At 65.7% G+C, this 19459-nt stretch carries 14 protein-coding genes; 10 read left to right on the top strand and 4 right to left on the bottom strand.

The genetic code is table 11. The features are described 5' to 3' along the window. Nucleotides 1-145 precede the first annotated feature (145 nt). On the bottom strand, nt 146-658 hold the full coding sequence (locus tag P6U25_RS33955) for a GcrA family cell cycle regulator (RefSeq protein WP_407149081.1): 513 nt from the start codon (nt 656-658) through the stop codon (nt 146-148). Between the two features lie 484 nt (nt 659-1142). Here P6U25_RS33955 and P6U25_RS33950 point away from each other — a divergent pair, with 484 nt between their 5' ends. The 3 genes from P6U25_RS33950 to P6U25_RS33940 all read left to right on the top strand — a co-directional run bounded on the left by P6U25_RS33950 (nt 1143) and on the right by P6U25_RS33940 (nt 4516). Continuing rightward, nucleotides 1143-2351, top strand: a complete 1209-nt coding sequence (locus P6U25_RS33950; protein ID WP_407149080.1) for an aspartate aminotransferase family protein — start codon at nt 1143-1145, stop codon at nt 2349-2351. Next, nucleotides 2351-3277, top strand: coding sequence for an ornithine carbamoyltransferase (gene argF, locus P6U25_RS33945; RefSeq protein WP_407149079.1), 927 nt, complete (start codon nt 2351-2353; stop codon nt 3275-3277). The genes P6U25_RS33950 and argF overlap by 1 nt, the downstream gene beginning before the upstream one ends. A gap of 237 nt (nt 3278-3514) precedes the next feature. Continuing rightward, on the top strand, nt 3515-4516 hold the full coding sequence (locus P6U25_RS33940) for an Hsp33 family molecular chaperone (RefSeq protein WP_407149078.1): 1002 nt from the start codon (nt 3515-3517) through the stop codon (nt 4514-4516). A 134-nt stretch (nt 4517-4650) separates the two neighbouring features. On the opposite strand, the gene apaG is transcribed toward P6U25_RS33940, so the two are convergent. After that, nucleotides 4651-5049: a Co2+/Mg2+ efflux protein ApaG gene (apaG, locus tag P6U25_RS33935; protein WP_407149077.1), complete on the bottom strand. Its 399-nt coding sequence runs from the start codon at nt 5047-5049 to the stop codon at nt 4651-4653. A 281-nt stretch (nt 5050-5330) separates the two neighbouring features. Here apaG and P6U25_RS33930 point away from each other — a divergent pair, with 281 nt between their 5' ends. The 7 genes from P6U25_RS33930 (at nt 5331) to P6U25_RS33900 (ending at nt 14334) form a co-directional block, all read left to right on the top strand. Then, nucleotides 5331-6578, top strand: coding sequence for an OpgC domain-containing protein (locus P6U25_RS33930; RefSeq protein WP_407149076.1), 1248 nt, complete (start codon nt 5331-5333; stop codon nt 6576-6578). After that, entirely contained in the window at nt 6575-7348 is a 774-nt protein-coding gene (locus P6U25_RS33925) for an SGNH/GDSL hydrolase family protein (RefSeq protein WP_407149075.1), read from the top strand. Before P6U25_RS33930 ends, P6U25_RS33925 begins: the two co-directional genes overlap by 4 nt. A gap of 14 nt (nt 7349-7362) precedes the next feature. Further along, on the top strand, nt 7363-8376 hold the full coding sequence (locus P6U25_RS33920; protein WP_407149074.1) for an SGNH/GDSL hydrolase family protein: 1014 nt from the start codon (nt 7363-7365) through the stop codon (nt 8374-8376). Between the two features lie 193 nt (nt 8377-8569). Continuing rightward, nucleotides 8570-10072, top strand: a complete 1503-nt coding sequence (gene glpK, locus P6U25_RS33915) for a glycerol kinase GlpK (protein WP_407149073.1) — start codon at nt 8570-8572, stop codon at nt 10070-10072. A gap of 200 nt (nt 10073-10272) precedes the next feature. Further along, on the top strand, nt 10273-12717 hold the full coding sequence (locus tag P6U25_RS33910) for a penicillin acylase family protein (RefSeq protein WP_407149072.1): 2445 nt from the start codon (nt 10273-10275) through the stop codon (nt 12715-12717). Nucleotides 12718-12937: 220 nt separating this feature from the next. Continuing rightward, the gene (locus P6U25_RS33905) at nt 12938-13531 is read left to right on the top strand and encodes a GNAT family N-acetyltransferase (RefSeq protein ID WP_407149071.1); all 594 of its coding nucleotides are present in this window, start codon (nt 12938-12940) and stop codon (nt 13529-13531) included. Between the two features lie 176 nt (nt 13532-13707). Next, entirely contained in the window at nt 13708-14334 is a 627-nt protein-coding gene (locus tag P6U25_RS33900) for a glutathione S-transferase family protein (protein WP_407149070.1), read from the top strand. A 428-nt stretch (nt 14335-14762) separates the two neighbouring features. Here the strand turns inward: P6U25_RS33900 and maiA are convergent, their stop codons facing one another. Continuing rightward, nucleotides 14763-15422 carry a maleylacetoacetate isomerase gene (maiA, locus tag P6U25_RS33895; protein WP_407149069.1) on the bottom strand — a complete coding sequence of 220 codons (660 nt, stop codon included), beginning with the start codon at nt 15420-15422 and terminating at the stop codon, nt 14763-14765. Nucleotides 15423-15590: 168 nt separating this feature from the next. After that, on the bottom strand, nt 15591-19457 hold the full coding sequence (gene metH / locus P6U25_RS33890) for a methionine synthase (RefSeq protein WP_407149068.1): 3867 nt from the start codon (nt 19455-19457) through the stop codon (nt 15591-15593). Between the last annotated feature and the right edge of the window lie 2 nt (nt 19458-19459).

Here is a 19459-nt window from a genome sequence, read left to right as displayed (position 1 = left end):
GTTGGAACGACGAGTCCCGTTCACAACACAAGCCGCAGCGTATGGGGCCCGGCCTGCGGCAGGACGACGCTGGTGACGTAGAGGTGGTCCCTTCACAAAAAAATCCCCGCTTGCGCGGGGATTTTGTTTCCACGGCCTATGCTACTCACCGGGTCGGCGGCTTGTTGGCGGGCCTGCGCCGGTCGGCAGCCGGCTGGTAGGCGATGCGCGAGTGGTGCGCGCAATAGGGCAGGCCGGTGAGCGCCTTGCCGCCGCAGAAGAAGAATTCGGGGCTCGAGGGGTCGCCGACTGGCCAGTGGCAGGTCGCCTCGTTCAGCTCGAGCAGCGACAGCCGTTGGCTCATCGGCACCACATTGTCGTAGGCGACCGGATCCGGCTCCAGCTCGACCTCGAAGGCGTGGGCGAGCGCGGTGTTGCCGCGCGAGACCGGACGCGCCACCCGCATCATGTGTTGGGCGGGACGGGCCTTGCGCTGTCGCGGGGCAGCGGTGGAAGGGGCCTTGGCACGGCCGGACAGGCCAAGCCGATGCACTTTGCCGATCACGGCGTTTCGCGTCACATTGCCGAGTTCCGCCGCAATCTGGCTGGCCGACAGGCCCGCCTCCCAGAGCTTCTTGAGCTGCTCGACGCGATCATCGGACCAGGTCAATACCGTCATCGCATTCTTCCCTTCGCCTTGCGCCGGCCAGTCATCGGAGCGGCGCTGCGAGCCAAATCTGACAAATATCCCTGCGGTCAGAATCCCTTAGCCCTCGCCGGACGCGGTTTTGCGCCCGAACGTGTACGCAGAACGAAAGCTACTTAGAGGGTCCAGTACTGCCGCACGAGATGTCGTATCCGACAGTCCAAACGCTACAATATGGCGTGACTCTGGCGCAAGAGTCCGCGGCAGCGCGTCCACATGTTCCGACACTTATGCATTGCAATGAGGCTTTTCCACCTCACCGGAATGCTCCGGATTGCGCGCGTTTCGCACTGCAGGAAGGCCACTTCGTAGCGATTGACAGAGACTGCCCGCAGCATACAATGCCCGCCACGTGCCGCCCGAAAAGGCGGCACGTTTTGTTTTCCGAAGCTGGCCGTTGCTGCGCTGGCGTCAAGGCACGCGGCAATTGTCGGCCTCAAACCCGTCAGTGATTGCCATGACCAACAGCGCCACGTCGCATCTGCTTCCCGTCTTCGCCAGGGTCGATCTCGGCTTCGAGCGCGGTGAGGGCGCTTGGCTCATCGCAACCAACGGCGACCGCTATCTCGATTTCACCTCGGGCGTCGCGGTGAACGCGCTCGGGCATGCGCATCCGCATCTGGTCAGGGCGCTCCAGGAACAGGCGACCAAGCTCTGGCACATGTCGAACCTGTTCAAGAGCCCGGACGGCGAGGCGCTCGCCGCGCGGCTCTGCGAGCAGAGCTTTGCCGACTACGTATTCTTCTGCAATTCCGGCGCGGAAGCGACGGAAGGCGTGATCAAGCTGGTTCGCCATTATCACTTCTCCAAGGGACATCCCGAGCGCTACCGCATCGTCACCTTCGAAGGCGCGTTCCACGGTCGCACGCTCGGAACGCTCGCCGCCACCGGTTCCGCCAAATATCTGGAGGGCTTCGGTCCGCCGATGGACGGCTTCGACCAGGTTCCGCACGGCGACATCGAGGCCGTGAAGAAGGCGATCGGACCGCACACCGCCGGCATCCTGATCGAGCCGGTGCAGGGCGAGGGCGGCGTGCGCTCGGCCCCGCAAGCCTTCTTCAAGGCGCTGCGCCAGCTCTGCGACGAGCACGGCCTGCTGCTTGCATTCGACGAGGTGCAGACCGGCATGGGCCGCACCGGCGAATTGTTCGCCTACAAGCGCGTCGGCGTGACGCCCGACGTGATGTCGCTCGCGAAGGCGCTCGGCGGCGGGTTCCCGATCGGCGCGGTGTTGGCGAGCGCAAAGGCTGCGGCCGGCATGGCACCGGGCTCGCACGGTTCGACCTTCGGCGGCAATCCGCTGGCGGTGGCGGCGGCCAATGCCGTGCTCGACGTGATGCTCAAACCCGGCTTTTTCGATCACGTGCAGAGGATGTCGCTGCTGCTCAAGCAGAAGCTTGCTTCGGTCGTCGATCGCTATCCCGGCGTGATTTCGGACGTGCGCGGCGAAGGCCTGTTGATCGGTGTTAAGGCCGTGGTGCCCTCGGGCGACCTCGTCACCGCGCTGCGCGAGCAGAAGCTGCTCACCGTCGGCGCCGGCGACAATGTCGTGCGATTCCTCGCGCCCCTGATCGTGACCGAGGCCGAAATCGACCAGGCCATCGGAAGTCTCGAGCGCGCCTGCTCCGCGCTGTCGGCGGCGCAGCCGAAGAAGGCGGCCGGATGATGAGCAAGCCGGTCCGCCACTTCCTCGACATCAACGAATTGCCGCTCGGCGAGTTGCGCAACATGCTCTCGGCCGGTGCCGCCATGAAGGCGAAGCTGAAGGCCCATGAGAAGGGCAAGAAGCCGCTCGAAGGCAAGACGCTGGCGATGATCTTCGAGCGTCCATCGACCCGTACGCGGGTCTCGTTCGACGTCGGCATGCGCCAGCTCGGCGGTGAATCGATCATGCTGACCGGCGCCGAGATGCAGCTCGGCCGCGGCGAGACCATCGCCGACACCGCGCGCGTGCTGTCGCGCTATGTCGATGCGATCATGATCCGCATCCTCAACCACGATGCGCTGCTGGAGCTCGCAGCGCACGCCACCGTTCCCGTGATCAACGGGCTGACGCGACGCTCGCATCCCTGCCAGGTGATGGCCGACCTGATGACCTTCGAGGAAAATCGCGGCTCGATCGAGGGCAAGACGGTGGCCTGGACCGGTGATGACAACAACGTGCTCGCCTCCTGGGCGCACGCCGCCGAGCGCTTCAAGTTCAATCTCAACGTGGCGACGCCGCCGGAGCTCGCACCGAAGAAGGCGATGCGCGACTGGATCAAGGCGACCGGCGCGCCGATCGTGCTTGGCAGCGATCCGGAGGCCGCGGTCCGTGGCGCCGACTGCGTCGTCACCGACACCTGGGTGTCGATGGGCGACAAGGAGGGCGAGCACCGCCACAACGTGCTCAGGCCCTATCAGGTCAATGCCAAGCTGATGTCGCTCGCCAAGCCCGACGCGCTGTTCATGCACTGCCTGCCGGCGCATCGCGGCGAAGAGGTCACCGACGAGGTGATCGACGGTCCGCAGTCCGTCGTGTTCGACGAGGCGGAAAACCGCCTGCATGCGCAGAAGGGCATTCTGGCCTGGTGTTTTGACGCGGTCGCGTAAGGCCACCACAAGACTGTCGTCCCGGCCAAGCCAACGGGTCGCGCGAATGCGCGCCCGATGACAGGCTCCGCGCGAGCCGGGACTCTTACGCCGCGACCCCTGAAAGAGGCACGAGGGGAGACGCCTTGTGCCGCGAGAAAATCCTGTGGTTGGTCCCTTGCTTTCGCAGGGACGACGTCGATCCTCGGTATGCTGAACCCCTTTCGTTTTGTGGTCCGAGACCCCAGATAGAGCGCCATGGTTCCACAATCCCCCGACACCAAAATCGCTGCCGAGGCGCCAACCCGCGCGCCATCGGCCATTCCGGTTGACGACGCAGTGCTGGCCTTCGAGGTCGACGCGCTCGACCTGCGCGGCCGGCTGACCCGGCTCGGCCCGGCGCTCGACGAGATCTTGCACAAGCACGATTATCCGCCGCCGGTCGGCAAGCTGCTGGGCGAGGCGATCGTGCTGACCACGCTGCTCGGCTCGTCGGTGAAGTTCGAGGGCCGCTTCATCCTGCAGACCCGCACCGACGGCCCGGTCTCGCTCCTGATCGTCGATTTCCGGGCGCCCGACCAGTTGCGTGCTTATGCGCGCTACGACGCCGCCCGCCTCACGCCGGGCCTCAGCTCCGGTGAGTTGCTCGGCAAGGGGCATCTGGCGATGACCATCGACCAGGGCTCGAAGACGAGTCGCTATCAGGGGCTGGTCGCGCTGGAGGGCGGCAGCCTGGAAGATGCGGCCCACGAGTATTTCCTGCGCTCCGAGCAGATCCCGACGCGGGTCCGTCTTGCGGTCGGCGAGGAGATGCGCGGCGGCGAAGGTGGCAAGCTGCACTGGCGCGCCGGCGGCATCATGCTGCAATTCCTGCCGAAGGCGCCGGAACGCGCCAAGCAGGCCGATCTGCATCCCGGCGACGCGCCGGAGGGCACGATCGCGCATAGCGTGCCCGAGGATGACGCCTGGGTCGAAGGACAGTCGCTGATCTCGACCGTCGAGGATGTCGAGCTGATCGATCCCGATCTCTCCGGCGAGCGGCTGCTCTACCGCCTGTTCCACGAACGGGGCGTCCGCGTCTTCACTCCGCAACCGCTGCGCGCGCAGTGCTCCTGCTCGCGCGACGCGGTGTCCGCGATGCTCAAGAGCTTCACGCCGAAGGATCGCGCCGACATGGTCAAGGACGGCAAGGTGGTCGTGACCTGCGAATTCTGCTCGTCGGTCTACGAATTCACGCCAGACGAAGCGGGCGTGGAGTAGGGCACGGTCGTCGCCACAACGAGCGCGTCGTCACCCGCGAAAGCGGGTGACCCAGTATTCCAGAGACGTTTGTGAACGATGAAAAGGCCGCGGCGTACTGGATGCCCCGCATGCGCGGGGCATGACATCTTAGGCTAATTCAGTACGCGCTTGCCGTCCGGGCTCGGGCTGTCGAGCGAGAAGGTCGGCACGTCGATCTCGAAGCGCTCGCCGCTCTCGCTGACCATCAGGTAGCTGCCGGTCATGAAGCCGGAGGCAGTCGGCAGCGGTACGCCCGAGGTGTATTCGAAGCGTTCGCCGGGGGCGAGCACCGGCTGCTCGCCGACCACACCTTCGCCACGCACCTCCTGGCGGCGGCCGGTGGCATCGGTGATGATCCAGTGCCGCGTGCGCAACTGGACGGTCTCCGGGCCGGAATTGATGATCACGATCGTGTAGGACCAGAAATATTCACGCCGTTCGACCGACGAGCGATCCGGCATGAAGTTCGGCTCGACGGTGACTTCGATCTGGCGGGTTACGGCGCGGTACATGCAGCAAATTCCGATGGTGCTGGAGCGTGGTCCGGAAAGTCGGTCGCGGCGTTCCGGATCGCTGAGACAGCGCCATCATACCGAATTGAGCCGCCGGAACCAATCGGTGCCGGGGCGGCGAAAGGCCGGTCCATTCCGGACCGGTTCATCGCGGTTTCAACATAGTTCCGTCCTAGAGCGCGGCGGCATGCCGCCGCTGCCAGCGCTTTGTCCGCAGGTCGCGCACCGATATTGTCTTCTCAGCATGGCGTGCGAGTATCCCGCAGCCGACATGGTGCTTGATGAGCTCGATTGCCGATCCCATAGCGAGTTCGCCCGCGGCGGAAGCCACGGCGGCCAAGACCAAGGCGGTCGCGCCGGCGATCACGCTGCCGGCGGCGGGCGAGCGTGAGCTGCGGCTCGATTTGTTCCGCGGGCTCGCGCTCTGGCTGATCTTCATCGATCATCTGCCGACCAATCTTCTGACCTGGCTCACGATCCGCAACTACGGATTCTCCGACGCCACCGAGATTTTCATCTTCATCTCCGGCTACACCGCAGCGTTCGTCTACGGACGCGCGATGCAGGAGGCGGGTTTCACGATCGCGACCGCGCGGGTGCTGCGCCGGGTCTGGCAGATCTATGTCGCGCACGTCTTCCTGTTCACGATCTTTCTCGCTGAAATCTCCTACGTCGCGACCTCGTTCGAGAACCCGCTCTACACCGAAGAGATGGGGATCATGGATTTCCTCAAGCAGCCCGATGTCACCATCGTCCAGGCGCTGCTGCTGCGCTTCCGCCCCGTCAACATGGACGTGCTGCCGCTCTACATCGTGCTGATGCTGTTCCTGCCGCTGATCCTGTGGCTGATGAAGTGGAAGCCCGATGTCACGCTCGGCCTGTCGGTGCTGCTCTATGCACTGACCTGGCAGTTCGACCTTTACCTGTCGGCCTATCCGAACGGCGTCTGGGCGTTCAACCCGTTCGCTTGGCAATTGCTGTTCGTGTTCGGCGCCTGGTGCGCGCTCGGCGGCGCGCGACGGATGTCGCGCATCCTGGCGTCGCCGATCACGATGTGGATCTGCATCGCCTATCTGGTCGCGGCGTTCTTCGTGACGCTGACCTGGCACGTGCCGCAGCTCGGTCACGTCATGCCGAAGATCATCGAGCAGTGGATGTATCCGATCAACAAGACCGACCTGGACGTGCTGCGTTTCGCGCACTTCCTGGCACTTGCCGCGTTGACTATGCGCTTCCTGCCCAAGGATTGGCCGGGGCTGAAATCGCCCTGGCTGCGACCTTTGATCCTGTGCGGTCAGCATTCGCTTGAGATATTCTGCCTCGGTGTCTTCCTCGCCTTTGCCGGTCATTTCGTGCTCGCCGAGGTGTCGGGCGGTGCCGCACTGCACGCCTTGATCAGCGTCTGCGGCATTCTCATCATGTGGGGCATGGCGTGGATCATTTCGTGGTACAAGCACTCCGCCGACAAAGGCGCCTCGCGAACGAAGGGCGCCGGCGGCAACGCCGATCTGGCGGGAGGGGGAGCATGAAGTCCGCGCGGACGATGCTGGGTCTGACGCTGCTTGCCGCGTGCCTCGCGGTGTCGCCGGCGCGGGCCGGCGACACCGCCGCGGCCGAACCGCCGCAACCGCCTTGTGACGTCCCGGCCTATCTGCTGGCGAGCGAGAGTTCGCTGCCGAAGGTCACCGACGCGATCAAGGACGGCCGTCCCTTGGAGGTGCTGGTCGTCGGCAGCCGCTCCTCCACCATCCCCGCCAACGAGGCGAGCGCCTACCCGGCCCAGTTGCAGGCGGCGCTGAAGGAGGCACTGCCGACAGCGACGATCAACCTCTCCGTAGAATTACAGGCAAAACACACCGCCGAGGAGACCGGGGGAACCCTCGTTAAGCTTGTTGAGGCAAAAAAGCCGACTTTGGTTATCTGGCAGACCGGGACCGTGGATGCTATGCGAGCGGTCGATCCCGATGATTTCCGCGGCGCGGTCGACGACGGAGTTGTTGCGTTGCGGAATGCCGGGGTCGACGTGGTTTTGGTTAATCTGCAATACAGCCCACGTACGGAGACGATGATCTCTGCGCCGCCATATCTGGACAATATGCGCGTGGTGGCCCAGCAGCACGATGTCCCGCTGTTCGACCGGTTCGCGATCATGAAGCAGTGGAGCGATGCCGGGTATTTTGACCTGTTCAGCACCGCGCACGGCGTCGATCTGGCCAAGCGCGTGCACCTCTGTCTCGGCCGCGCGCTGTCGAAATTCGTGATCGATGCCGCCCATCTGGGCTCGACGCAGCAGAATTAAAGGATCTGGAGTTAATGCGTTTTACCGTCCCTTTTCGCCCGATGACATGGCGGAGCTTGTGCGCCGTTGCCGCGCCCCTGCTGCTGGCGCCTGCTGTGGTCGCTCCGCTTCATGCGCAGACCGCGCCGGCCGACCAGCATGCCGCGCTGTCGCCGGGCGCAAAGACCGACAACGCGAAGCCTGATGCGGCGCAGACTGCGGCGACGTCGGCCGCTCCGGCAAGCTCCACCGACCAGCGCAGCGCCGCCGCCTCGGCACTCGACAAGGTCAAGCAGGCTGCGAAATCCGCCAGCGACATCTTCCGCCGCGTGCCCTGCCTGCAGCCCAAGGGCGTGCCGAACACCACCGGCTCGCTGCCGCACGTCGCAGCCAAGCTCGCCGACGGCCGCCCCGTCGTCATCATCGCGTTCGGATCGTCTTCGACCCAGGGCTACGGCTCGTCGGCGCCGGAATTCACCTATCCCAACCGTCTCGCCGCGCAGTTGCGCCGGCACTATCCGTCCGCCGACATCACCGTGCTCAATCGCGGCATCGGCGGCGAGGACGCGCCGGAGATGATGAAGCGGTTGCAGACCGAGGTGATCGACGTGCACCCCGATCTCGTGATCTGGCAGGTCGGCACCAATGCGGTACTGCGCAACCTCGATCCGAAGGAGACTGGCAAGCAGGTCGAGGATGGCGTGGCGCGGATCCAGGCCGCGGGCGCCGATGTGGTGCTGGTCGATCCGCAATATTCGCCGCGGGTCACCGAGCGTCCCGAAAGCGCGCGCGGCATGGTGAAACTGCTCAGCCGCATCGCGGCGCTGCGCCACGTCGGCATCTTTCCGCGCTTCGAAGTGATGCGCGATTGGCACGAGCAGCAGGCGATCCCGATCAATGACTTCGTCATCTCCGACGGCCTGCACATGAACGACTGGGGTTACGCCTGCTTCGCGCAGTTGCTCGGCGACGACATCATCCACTCGGTCGGCCAGATCAAGCTCGGCGTCAACGTCCCCTCCGACGTGCGGGCGTATCGGCCGATGTGATCTTTCCACTTGCTCGTCATGCCGGCCTTGAGCCGGGCATCCACGTCTTGGTCTCCACGCACGGAAGACGTGCATGGCCGGGTCAAGCCCGGCCACGATGATTGGAAAGGATCACCCAACCTTGACGTTGCCGCGGTAATCCGCTCCTTTGGCCCCGATAAATCACCTTCGGGATGCCTTAAAGGAAACGCTCATGTCTTTCGTGCTGGCCATCGATCAGGGCACCACCTCGTCGCGCGCCATGGTGTTCCGCGGCGACATCTCCATCGCGGCGGTCGCGCAGCAGGAATTCCCGCAGCATTTCCCTGCCTCGGGCTGGGTCGAGCACGAGCCGGAGGACATCTGGGCCTCGACCGTCATGGTGTGCCGCGAGGCGCTGGAGAAGGCCGGCCTGAAGGCGAAGGACATCGCCGCGATCGGCATCACCAACCAGCGCGAGACCACCGTGGTGTGGGACAGCGCCACCGGGCAGGCTGTGCATCGCGCCATCGTCTGGCAGGACCGACGCACCGCCGACATCTGCGCCGCGCTGAAGGCTGAGGGCCATGAGCCCACGATCTCCGCCAAGACCGGGCTAATCATCGATCCCTATTTCTCCGGCACCAAGGTCGCCTGGATGCTCGATCACGTGCCGGGCGCGCGCGAGCGCGCCGAGCGCGGCGAATTGCTGTTCGGCACGGTCGACAGCTATCTGCTGTGGCGGCTCACCGGCGGCAAAGTGCACGCCACCGACGCCACCAACGCATCGCGCACGCTGCTGTTCAACATCCACACCGGCGAATGGGACGATGATCTCATCAAGCTGTTGCGGGTGCCGCGCTCGATGCTCCCGGAGGTCAAGGATTCCTCTGCCCGTTTCGGCGAGAGCATCCCGGATTTGTTCGGCGGCCCGATCGCGATCTCCGGCATCGCCGGCGACCAGCAGGCCGCGACCATCGGCCAGGCCTGCTTCGAGCCGGGCATGATGAAATCGACCTACGGCACCGGCTGCTTCGCGCTGCTCAACACCGGCACGACGCCGGTCGCCTCCAAGAACAAGCTGCTCACCACCATCGCCTATCAGCTCGGGGGCCAACGCACGTATGCCCTCGAAGGCTCGATCTTCGTCGCGGGAAGCGCGGTGCAGTGGCTGCGCGACGGGCTCGGCATCATCAAGCACGCGGCCGAAACGGGCCCGCTCGCCGACAAGTCGGATTCGATGCAGAGCGTCTATCTGGTGCCGGCCTTCGTCGGCATGGGCGCACCCTACTGGAATCCGCGCGTGCGCGGCGCGCTGTTCGGGCTGACCCGCAACACCGGCCCGGCCGAGCTCGCGCATGCGACCTTGGAGAGCGTCTGCTACCAGACCTTCGATCTGTGGGCCGCGATGCGCACCGACTGGCCGGAGGCGAACGCCGCCAACACCGTACTGCGCGTCGACGGCGGCATGACGGCATCCGACTGGACCATGCAGCGCCTCGCCGATCTGCTCAACGCGCCGGTCGATCGCCCGATGATCCAGGAGACCACGGCGCTCGGCGCCGCCTATCTCGCCGGCCTCAACGCCGGCGTCTATCCGGAGCCCGCGAAATTCGCCGACAACTGGCGGCTCGAGCACCGCTTCAAGCCGGCGATGAGCCAGGCCACCCGCGAGCGCAAGCTCGCCGGCTGGGCCCGCGCGGTGAAGGGCGTGCTGGCGAGCGACGAGGGGGAATAGTGGCGCGAGCACGCTGCCTACGCCTCTCCCGCTTGCGGGGGAGGCCGGATCGCATCGTAGATGCGATACGGGTGGGGCTTTCTCCGCGTAATGATTAGTCCCATCGCGGCGACACCCCCACCCCAGCCCTCCCCCGCGAGCGGGAGAGGGAGCCGCCCCGCTGCGGTCCATAATCAACAACAACCATCGGAGAGAACAACATGAACACGGATCTCAACCGGGTCGCAAAACTGCTGAGCGCCGCGATCTGCGCCGCGATGCTGACTGTGCCCGCAGCCGCGCGTGAAAAGGAGAACCCGCTCGTCTCGGCGCGCCAGGTCAAGACCGACGTCGCCGGGCTGAAGGCGCCGGGTCAGATCCTGGTCGATGTCTGGGGCATTCCGCATATCTATGCCGGCAACGAGCACGACCTGTTCTTCCTGCAAGGCTTCAACGTCGCGCGCGACCGGCTCTGGCAGATCGATCTCTGGCGCAAGCGCGGGCTCGGCCTGCTGGCGAAGGATTTCGGCCCCGCTTATGCCGAGCAGGACAAGGCGCTGCGCCTGTTCCTCTATCGCGGCGATATGAAAGCCGAGTGGGCCGCCTACGGCCCCAAGGCGAAATCCTATGCGGAGGCCTTCGTCGCCGGCGTGAACGCCTATGTCGCCGACGTCCGAGCCGGCAAGCGCGCGCTGCCGATCGAATTCCGCATCGCCGGCACCATGCCCGATCTATGGTCGGCGGAGGACGTCGTCCGCATCCGCAGCCATGGCCTGACGCGCAACGTCGCCTCCGAGGTGAAGCGCTCGCTGGTCGCCTGCGCCGCCGGCCTCGATGCCGATCGCTTCCGCGTCAAGCTGGAGCCGGCCTGGACCACGAAGATCCCCGATGGCCTCGATCCCTGTAGCGTGCCGAAGGCGGTGCTCGCGGCTTACGATCTCGCCACGCGCCCGGTGAAGTTCGCCGCGCCAAAGGACCAGAAGGCTGCGCTGGCGCATGATCCCGACACGTTCCTTAGCGAGGCCGACCGGCAGCGCGACACCATCGGCTCCAACAACTGGGTGATCGCGCCGTCGCGCACCGCGACCGGCCGACCGATCCTCGCCAACGATCCGCACCGCGAGCACTCGGTGCCGTCGCTGCGCTACATCGTCGGCCTCAACGCGCCCGGCATCTCCGTGATCGGCGCCGGCGAGCCGGCGCTGCCCGGCATCTCGATCGGCCACAACGACACCATCGCGTTCGGCCTCACCATCTTCAACGTCGATCAGGAAGATCTCTACGTCTATGAGCTCAATCCCGACAATCCGAACCAGTATCGCTATGGCTCGGGCTGGGAGGACATGCGCATCGTCCACGAGAAAGAGCAGGTGAAGGGCGAGGAGACCCGCGACCTTGAGCTCAAGTTCACCCGCCACGGCCCGGTGATCTATGTCGACGCCGCCAACAAGCGCGCCTTCGCGGTACGCTCGATCTGGTTCGAGCCGGGCACCTCGGCCTATTTCGGCTCGTCGGATTACATGACTGCGAAGAACTGGAACGGCTTTCTCGCTGCGATGCGCCGCTGGGGCGCGCCGTCGGAGAACCAGGTCTACGCCGACACGTCAGGCAATATCGGCTGGGTCGCCGCCGGCAAGACGCCGCGTCGCGTCAGCTATGACGGCCTGATGCCAGTGCCCGGCGACGGCCGCTACGAGTGGCAGGGCTTTCTGTCGCTCGACGATCTACCGAAGCTCTACCGCCCGAAGCAGGGCTTCATCGCCACCGCCAACCAGATGAACCTGCCGGCGGACTATCCGGTCGATGAGCGCCGGGTCGGCTTCGAATGGGCCGACAGCGCGCGCTGGCAGCGCATCACCGAGGTGCTGGAGAACAACAACAAGGTGTCGCTGGCGGATTCGATGAACCTGCAGAACGACGACACCGGCATGTTGGCGCGCCGGCTGGTTGCGCTGCTCAAGCCGCTGTCCTCCGACGATGCCAACGTCAGGAAGGGCCTTGATCTGCTGAAGACATGGGACGCGCGCGACACAGCGGATAGCGCCGCGGCCGCGGTCTATGAGGTCTGGATCGCAAACCACCTCGGCCCGGTGCTGCTCAAGACCACGGCCCCGAAGGCCGCTGATCTGATCGCGCCTGAAGCCTCCAGCATCTCCGCGATCGTGGCCTATCTCGAAAAGCCCGATAGCGCGCTGGGCAGCGATCCCGCAGGCGAGCGCGATCGCGTGCTGCGCGATAGCCTCGGCGAGGCCGTCGCCGATGTCATCTCCAAGCTCGGGCCCGATGCGTCGACCTGGCGCTGGGGCCGCCTGCACGTCGCACAGTTCAGTCACGCACTGATGCCGCTCGCCGACAAGGCGACCGCCACGCAGATGCAGGTCGGCCCGCTCGCCTTCGGCGGCGCCGCCAACGTGCCGCGCGCGGCCACCTACCGCCGTTCCGACTATCACCTGATCTCCGGCGCCTCGTTCCGCATGGTGCTCGACGTCGGCAATTGGGACGCCAGCCGCACCATCAACACTCCCGGTCAATCCGGCGATCCCTTCAGCGGCCACTACCGCGACCTCGCGCCGCTATGGGCCACCGGCCAATACGTGCCGCTGCTCTACAGCCGCGGCGCCGTGGAGGCCGCGACCGCCGAAGCGATCACGCTGACGCCGAGGTGAGTTAGGGGACGCCCGCAAAAACTCTGCTGTCGTCCCGGGCAAGCGCAAGCGCGACGCGGGACCTATAACCACGATTGCGAATTGATTGGCAACGCTGTGGCCAGGTTATGGGTCCCTGCTTTCGCAGGGACGACTGCGAACATTTGGCTGATACCTCGGCTTGCTTCACCTGCTCCTGCAGGTCGAGCATCGCCTGCAACGTGGAAACAGAGGTCGCGCAATGCTGCTGCCCGATGGCTACTCCGATGTCCCCGCCGGCAGGATCGCCGCCGTCGTCACGCATCTTGAGATGACCGCGCGTCCACCGCGGCGCCACGACCCGCCCGGCGTATGGCGCCTGCGCCGGGTTGAGCGGCCCGCGCTCGACTGGTACCGCGATCTCTATCGCCGCGTCGGCGAGGAGTGGCTGTGGTTCTCCCGCGCGCGGATGAGCGATGCGACACTCGCCGCGCTGAACCACGCGCCCGGCGTCGAGGTCCATGCGCTGAGCGCTGATGGAAGCGACGAAGGCCTGCTCGAGCTCGATTTCCGCGAGCCCGGCCAGTGCGAGCTCGTCTTCTTCGGCGTCAGCTCAAAGCTGATCGGCACCGGCGCGGGCCGCTACCTGATGAACCGCGCGCTCGAACTCGCCTGGAGGAACGACGTCGTGCGCGTCTGGGTGCACACCTGCACCTTCGATCATCCATCCGCGCTCGCCTTCTACCAGCGCTCGGGCTTCCGTCCGTTCCGCCGGCAGATCGAAGTGGCGGATGATCCACGGCTCGATGGCACCGCGCCGCGCGATGTGGCGCGGCATGTGCCGGTGATCGAGTGAGTAGCTGCACGCTTCGTGTCGTATATTGCAACGCGGCGCCGCTCGGCTAGGATGGTGCGAAGCGTAACCCGCCGATCGCATCGTCATGCCCGGGTCTGACCCGGGCATCCATCTTCAAGGAATCTCCTGGAGCGATGGATTGCCGGGTCAAGCCCGGCAATGACGAGTGTTGAACAATGTTCCTGATCGGCCAATATGACTCGCCCTTCGTTCGCCGCACGGCGATCGCGCTCAAGCTCTATGGCTTCACGTTTCAGCATAAGCCGTGGTCGACCTTCGGCGATGCCGAGCTGATCGCACCTTATAACCCGCTGCGGCGGGTGCCGACCTTGGTGCTCGACGATGGCGAGGCGCTGATCGATTCGGCGGCGATCCTCGATTATCTCGACGAGACCGTCGGACCCGAGCGCGCGATGCTGCCGTCGAGGGGAGCGGAGCGGCGCCACCAGCTCCGGATCTGCGCGATCGCCACCGGGCTCGGCGACAAGTCGGTCAGCCTCGTCTATGAGAGCGTGCTGCGCAAGGAGCAGCTCAAGCTCTGGGTCGACCGTTGCGAGGCGCAGATCACGGGCGCGCTCGACGCGCTTGAGAAGGAGCGTCGCACGATCACGACGCCCTGGCTGTTCGGCGAGCGGATCGGGCATTCCGACATCGCGGTGGCCTGCGCGCTGCGCTTCACCGGCGAGGCGCATCCGCATCTGTTCGACACTCGCTACCAGGCGCTGAAGGCCCACGCCGAGCGCTGCGAGGCATTGCCGGCGTTCAAGGAGATCGTCCAGCCGCTGGCGCCGCCGAAGGGGTAGGCTCCGGGGAAATCTCTCCACTCGTCATCCCCGGGCGATGCGTCAGCGTCGAACCCGGAATCCATTGATCCACTGGTTATGCGCCCGATGGATTCCGGGGTTCTCGCTTCGCGAGCCCCCGGAATGACGAAGACTGTGGAGGTGCGACATAGGCGGAAGCATGGATTGCTTCGTCGCGGAGCCTGTCATCGGGCGCGCGGTCGCGCGACCCGTTGGCTCATCGCAATGATGGTGTTGAGACTTCGCGTGAGAACTATCCGCGGCGTCGTCCCGGCGAAGGCCGGGACCCATAACCACGAATGGTCATAGTTGTGCGAGGCCGGAACGACGAGCCCCGTTCACAATATCCGCTGCGGAGTATGGGTCCCTGCTTTCGTAGAGACGACGGGCGGAGAGGTCTGTATGCAAAAGCTGCGGCTCGCCCGCGCCTACTTCGCCCGCATCGCCTCTGGCGTGTCGGGCTGCGCGGACGGATGTGCCTTGGCGAAGGCCGGCAGCGCCATCGCGGTCTCGTGGATGCGCTTTACGGTCGGCCAGGGCGACAGGCTGATCTGCTGGTTGATCGCCGCGGTGACATGGCTGACCAGACAGATGTCAGCGAGGCCGGGGGCATCGCCGTGGCAGAACTGACCGGTCGCCTTGTCACGAGCGAGATGGCCTTCGAGCGCGACCAGCGTCTCGACCGTCCAGTGCCGCCGCCAGGCGTTTTGCTGGCTGTCGCGCAAATCGAGCTCGCGGTCGAGATAGCGCCGCACCCGCGGTGTCAGCAGCGGATGGCCCTCGCAGGCGACCATCAGCGCCAGCGCGCGCACCCGCGCCCGGCCGAGTGCGTCGGCCGGCAGCAGCGGCGGAGCCGGATGGGTCTCGTCGAGATAGTCGATGATCGCGAGCGACTGCACTAGCACGCTGCCGTCGTCGGTCACCAGCGCGGGCAGCGCCATCTGCGGATTGAGCTTGCGGTAGGCATCAGCGCGATGCGCATCGGCGTCGAGGTCGACCAGGATCACCTCGGCCGGCACCTGCTTCAGGTTGAGCGCGATCCGCACCCGAAAGCTCGCCAGCGACCGCCAGAAGGAGAAGAATTGCATGGCCAGCTCACTCCGCGATTCTTCCCCTCTCCCCTTATGGGAGAGAGTGGACGCGATGCGAAGCATCGCGGACGGGTGAGGGGTTCGTGTCCGTGGATAGAGACCCCTCATCCGTCGCGGACTGGGTCCGCGACACCTTCTCCCACAAGGGGAGAAGGGAAGGAAGAGTTACCCCGCGCCCACCTTCTTCTTTCGCCAGGCCAGGTGCACGGCGCAGGTGCAGCCCTGCGGGTGCGAGGCGAGATCAGCTTCGGCAACGTCGTTGGCCGGGGTGGCGGCCGGCGCGATCGCAGGCTCCTTCGCGCCATCGGCCGACGGGATGTAGTTCAGGATCGGCGCGAGCCAGCGCTCGATCTCGGCGGGCGTCATGTCCTTGCGCGCGGCGTAATCCTCGACCTGGTCGCGCTCGATCTTGCCGACGCCGAAGTAGAAGCTCTCGGGGTGCGAGAAGTAGAGCCCCGAGACCGAGGAGCCCGGCCACATCGCAAAGCTCTCGGTGAGCTTCACGCCGGCGGTGTTCTCGGCATCGAGCAGCGCAAACAATGTCCGCTTCTCGGTGTGGTCGGGTTGCGCCGGGTAGCCAGGTGCGGGGCGGATGCCGTCATATTTCTCGAGGATCAGCTCCTCCGACGTCCAGGCCTCGTCGGGCGCATAGCCCCAGAACTCCTTGCGCACGCGCTGGTGCATGCGCTCGGCAAAGGCCTCGGCCAGGCGGTCGGCCAGCGCCTTGCACAGGATCGAGGAATAGTCGTCATTGGCGTTCTTGAAGCGGTCGGCGACCGCATCCTCCCCGATGCCCGCGGTGACGACGAAGCCGCCGATATAGTCGGCTACGCCCGACTCCTTCGGCGCGATGAAGTCCGACAGCGCGGCGTTGAAGCGGCCCTCGCGCTTCTCGAGCTGCTGGCGCAGTGTGTGGAAGGTCGCGATCTTCTCTTTGCGGCTCTCGTCGGCATAGACCTCGATGTCGTCGCCGCTCGTGTTGGCCGGCCAGAAGCCGATGGTGGCGCGGGCGGTGAACCACTTCTCCTTGATGATCCTGTCGAGCATCTTGCGCGCGTCGTCATGGAGCGAGCGGGCGACTTCGCCGATCTTGGGATCGTCGAGGATCGCCGGGAAGCGGCCAGCCAGCTCCCAGGTCTGGAAGAACGGCGTCCAGTCGATGAATTCCGCAAGCTCGGCGAGGTCGTAGGCATCGAAGCTCTTCAGGCCGAAGAAGGCCGGCTGCTTCGGCGGCGCGGCGGCAAAGTCGACCGCGACCTTGTTGGCACGGGCGTCAGCGAGCTTCAGCCGCTTCTTGTCGGCCTGAGCGCGGAAATGCGCCGCCGAGATCTTGGCGTATTCGGCGCGCACCTCGGCGGCATAGGCCTGATTCTTCTCGGGCGACAGCAGCGAGGAGGCGACGCCGACTGCGCGGCTCGCGTCATTGACGTGCACCACAGGCCCGCTGCGATAGTTCGGGTCGATCTTCACCGCGGTGTGCACCCGGCTGGTGGTGGCGCCGCCGATCAAAAGCGGCAGCTTCAGGCCCTGCCGCTCCAGCTCGCCGGCGAGGAAACTCATCTCGTCGAGCGAGGGCGTGATCAGGCCGGACAGGCCGATGATGTCGGCACCCTCCGCCTTCGCGGTCTCGATGATCTTGTTGGCGGGCACCATGACGCCGAGGTCGATGACCTCGAAATTGTTGCACTGGAGCACGATGCCGACGATGTTCTTGCCGATGTCGTGGACGTCGCCCTTCACGGTCGCCAGCACGATCTTACCGGCGGCGCTGCGGCCGTCGCCAGTGACGCCGTTGGCGAGGTTACGCGCCTTCTCCTCCTCCATGAACGGCATCAGATAGGCGACCGCCTGCTTCATCACGCGCGCGGACTTCACCACCTGCGGCAGGAACATCTTGCCGTCGCCGAAGAGATCGCCGACCACGTTCATGCCGGCCATCAACGGCCCCTCGATGACGTCGAGCGGACGGGACGCGTTCTGCCGGGCGGCCTCGGTGTCCTCTTCGATGAACTCGGTGATGCCGTGCACCAGCGCATGGCTCAGCCGCTTCTCGACCGGCCATTCGCGCCAGGCGAGATCGGCCTCCTTGGCCTGCTTCTCCTTGCCGCGGAATTTCTCGGCGAGCGCCAGCAGCCGCTCCGAGGCGCCAGGATCGCGGTTGAGGATGACGTCCTCGCACACCTGGCGCAGCTCGGGGTCGATGTCGTCATAGACGATCATCTGTCCGGCATTGACGATGCCCATGTCCATGCCGGCGTGAATCGCGTGATACAGGAACACCGAGTGCATCGCCTCGCGCACCGGCTCGTTGCCGCGGAACGAGAACGACAGATTGGAGACGCCGCCCGAGATGTGGGCGCCCGGCAGGTTCTGCCGGATCCAGCGCGTCGCCTCGATGAAGTCGACGCCGTAATTGTTGTGCTCCTCGAGGCCGGTCGCGATCGCGAAGATGTTCGGATCGAAGATGATGTCCTCGGGCGGGAAGTCGAGGCGATTGACCAGGATGTCGTAGGCGCGCTTGCTGATCTCGGTCTTGCGCGTGAACGTGTCGGCCTGCCCACTCTCGTCGAACGCCATCACCACCACGGCGGCGCCGTGGCGCTTGGCGACCGTCGCTTCGTGGATGAACTTCTCCTCACCTTCCTTCAGCGAGATCGAGTTCACGATCGGCTTGCCCTGGATGCATTTCAGACCGGCCTCGATGACGTGGAATTTCGAGGAGTCGACCATCACAGGCACCCGGGCGATGTCGGGCTCGGCGGCGACGAGGTTGAGGAACGTCACCATCGCCGCTTCGGAATCGAGCAGGCCCTCGTCCATGTTGACGTCGATCACCTGGGCGCCGTTCTCGACCTGGTCGCGCGCGACCTGAAGGGCTGCTGTGTAATCGCCGGCGGTGATCAGCTTGCGGAAGCGCGCCGATCCCGTGACGTTGGTGCGTTCGCCGACATTCACGAACGGAATGGCGTCGGTCAGCGTGAACGGCTCGAGGCCGGACAACCGCAGCCGCGGTGCGATCTCGGGCACCGCGCGCGGCCTGTGCGGGGCAACGGCCCGTGCGATCGCGGCGATATGGTCGGGCGTGGTGCCGCAGCAGCCGCCGACGATGTTGACGAGGCCGGCTGCAGCAAACTCGCCGATCAGCCGCGCCATGTACTCCGGCGTCTCGTCGTACTGGCCGAACTCGTTGGGCAGGCCGGCATTCGGATAGGCACAAACGAGCGTGTCGGCGACGCGGCCGATATCGGCGATGTGCGCGCGCAGATCTTCGGCGCCGAGCGCGCAGTTGAAGCCGATGGTGATGGGCCTGGCGTGACGCACCGAGTGCCAGAACGCTTCCGGCAATTGCCCGGAGAGCAAGCGGCCGGACTTGTCGGTGATGGTGCCGGAGATCATCACGGGCACGTCGATGCCGCGCTCCTCGATGATCTCGGCGATCGCGTAGAGCGCGGCCTTGGCGTTCAGCGTGTCGAAGATGGTCTCGACCAGCAGCATATCGGCGCCGCCGTCGAGCAAACCGCGCGCCTGTTCGCCGTAAGCCTTACGCAAATCGTCGAAGGTCACCGCGCGGTAGCCGGGATTGGAGACGTCGGGCGAGATCGAGGCGGTGCGGTTGGTCGGGCCGAGCGCACCGGCGACGAAGCGCTGCTTGCCGTCCTCGGCCGAGACGCGTTCGGCGGCGGCGCGCGCCAGCCTCGCGCCCTCGCGGTTCAGTTCGTAGGCGAGGTCCGACATGTCGTAGTCGGCCTGCGCGATCGAGGTCGAGGAGAAGGTGTTGGTCGCGACGATGTCGGCACCGGCACGCAAGTAAGCGGCGTGGATGTCCTCGATCGCTTTGGGCTGGGTGAGGATCAGGACGTCGTTGTTGCCCTTGATGTCGCGGTGGAAGTCCTTGAAGCGCGCGCCGCGAAAGGCAGCCTCGTCGAACTGCAGGCCCTGGATCATGGTGCCCATGGCGCCGTCGAGCACCAGGATGCGCTCGCGGGCGGCCGCAAGCAAAGCGTTACGCTTGGGAGAAACAGGCACTCTCATGG

Origin of the sequence: Bradyrhizobium sp. ORS 86 (genome assembly GCF_045571475.1) — a bacterium.
GTDB lineage: Bacteria > Pseudomonadota > Alphaproteobacteria > Rhizobiales > Xanthobacteraceae > Bradyrhizobium.
Note: the sequence above shows the minus strand (reverse complement) of the source record. Positions and strands in the feature narration are given on the sequence as shown.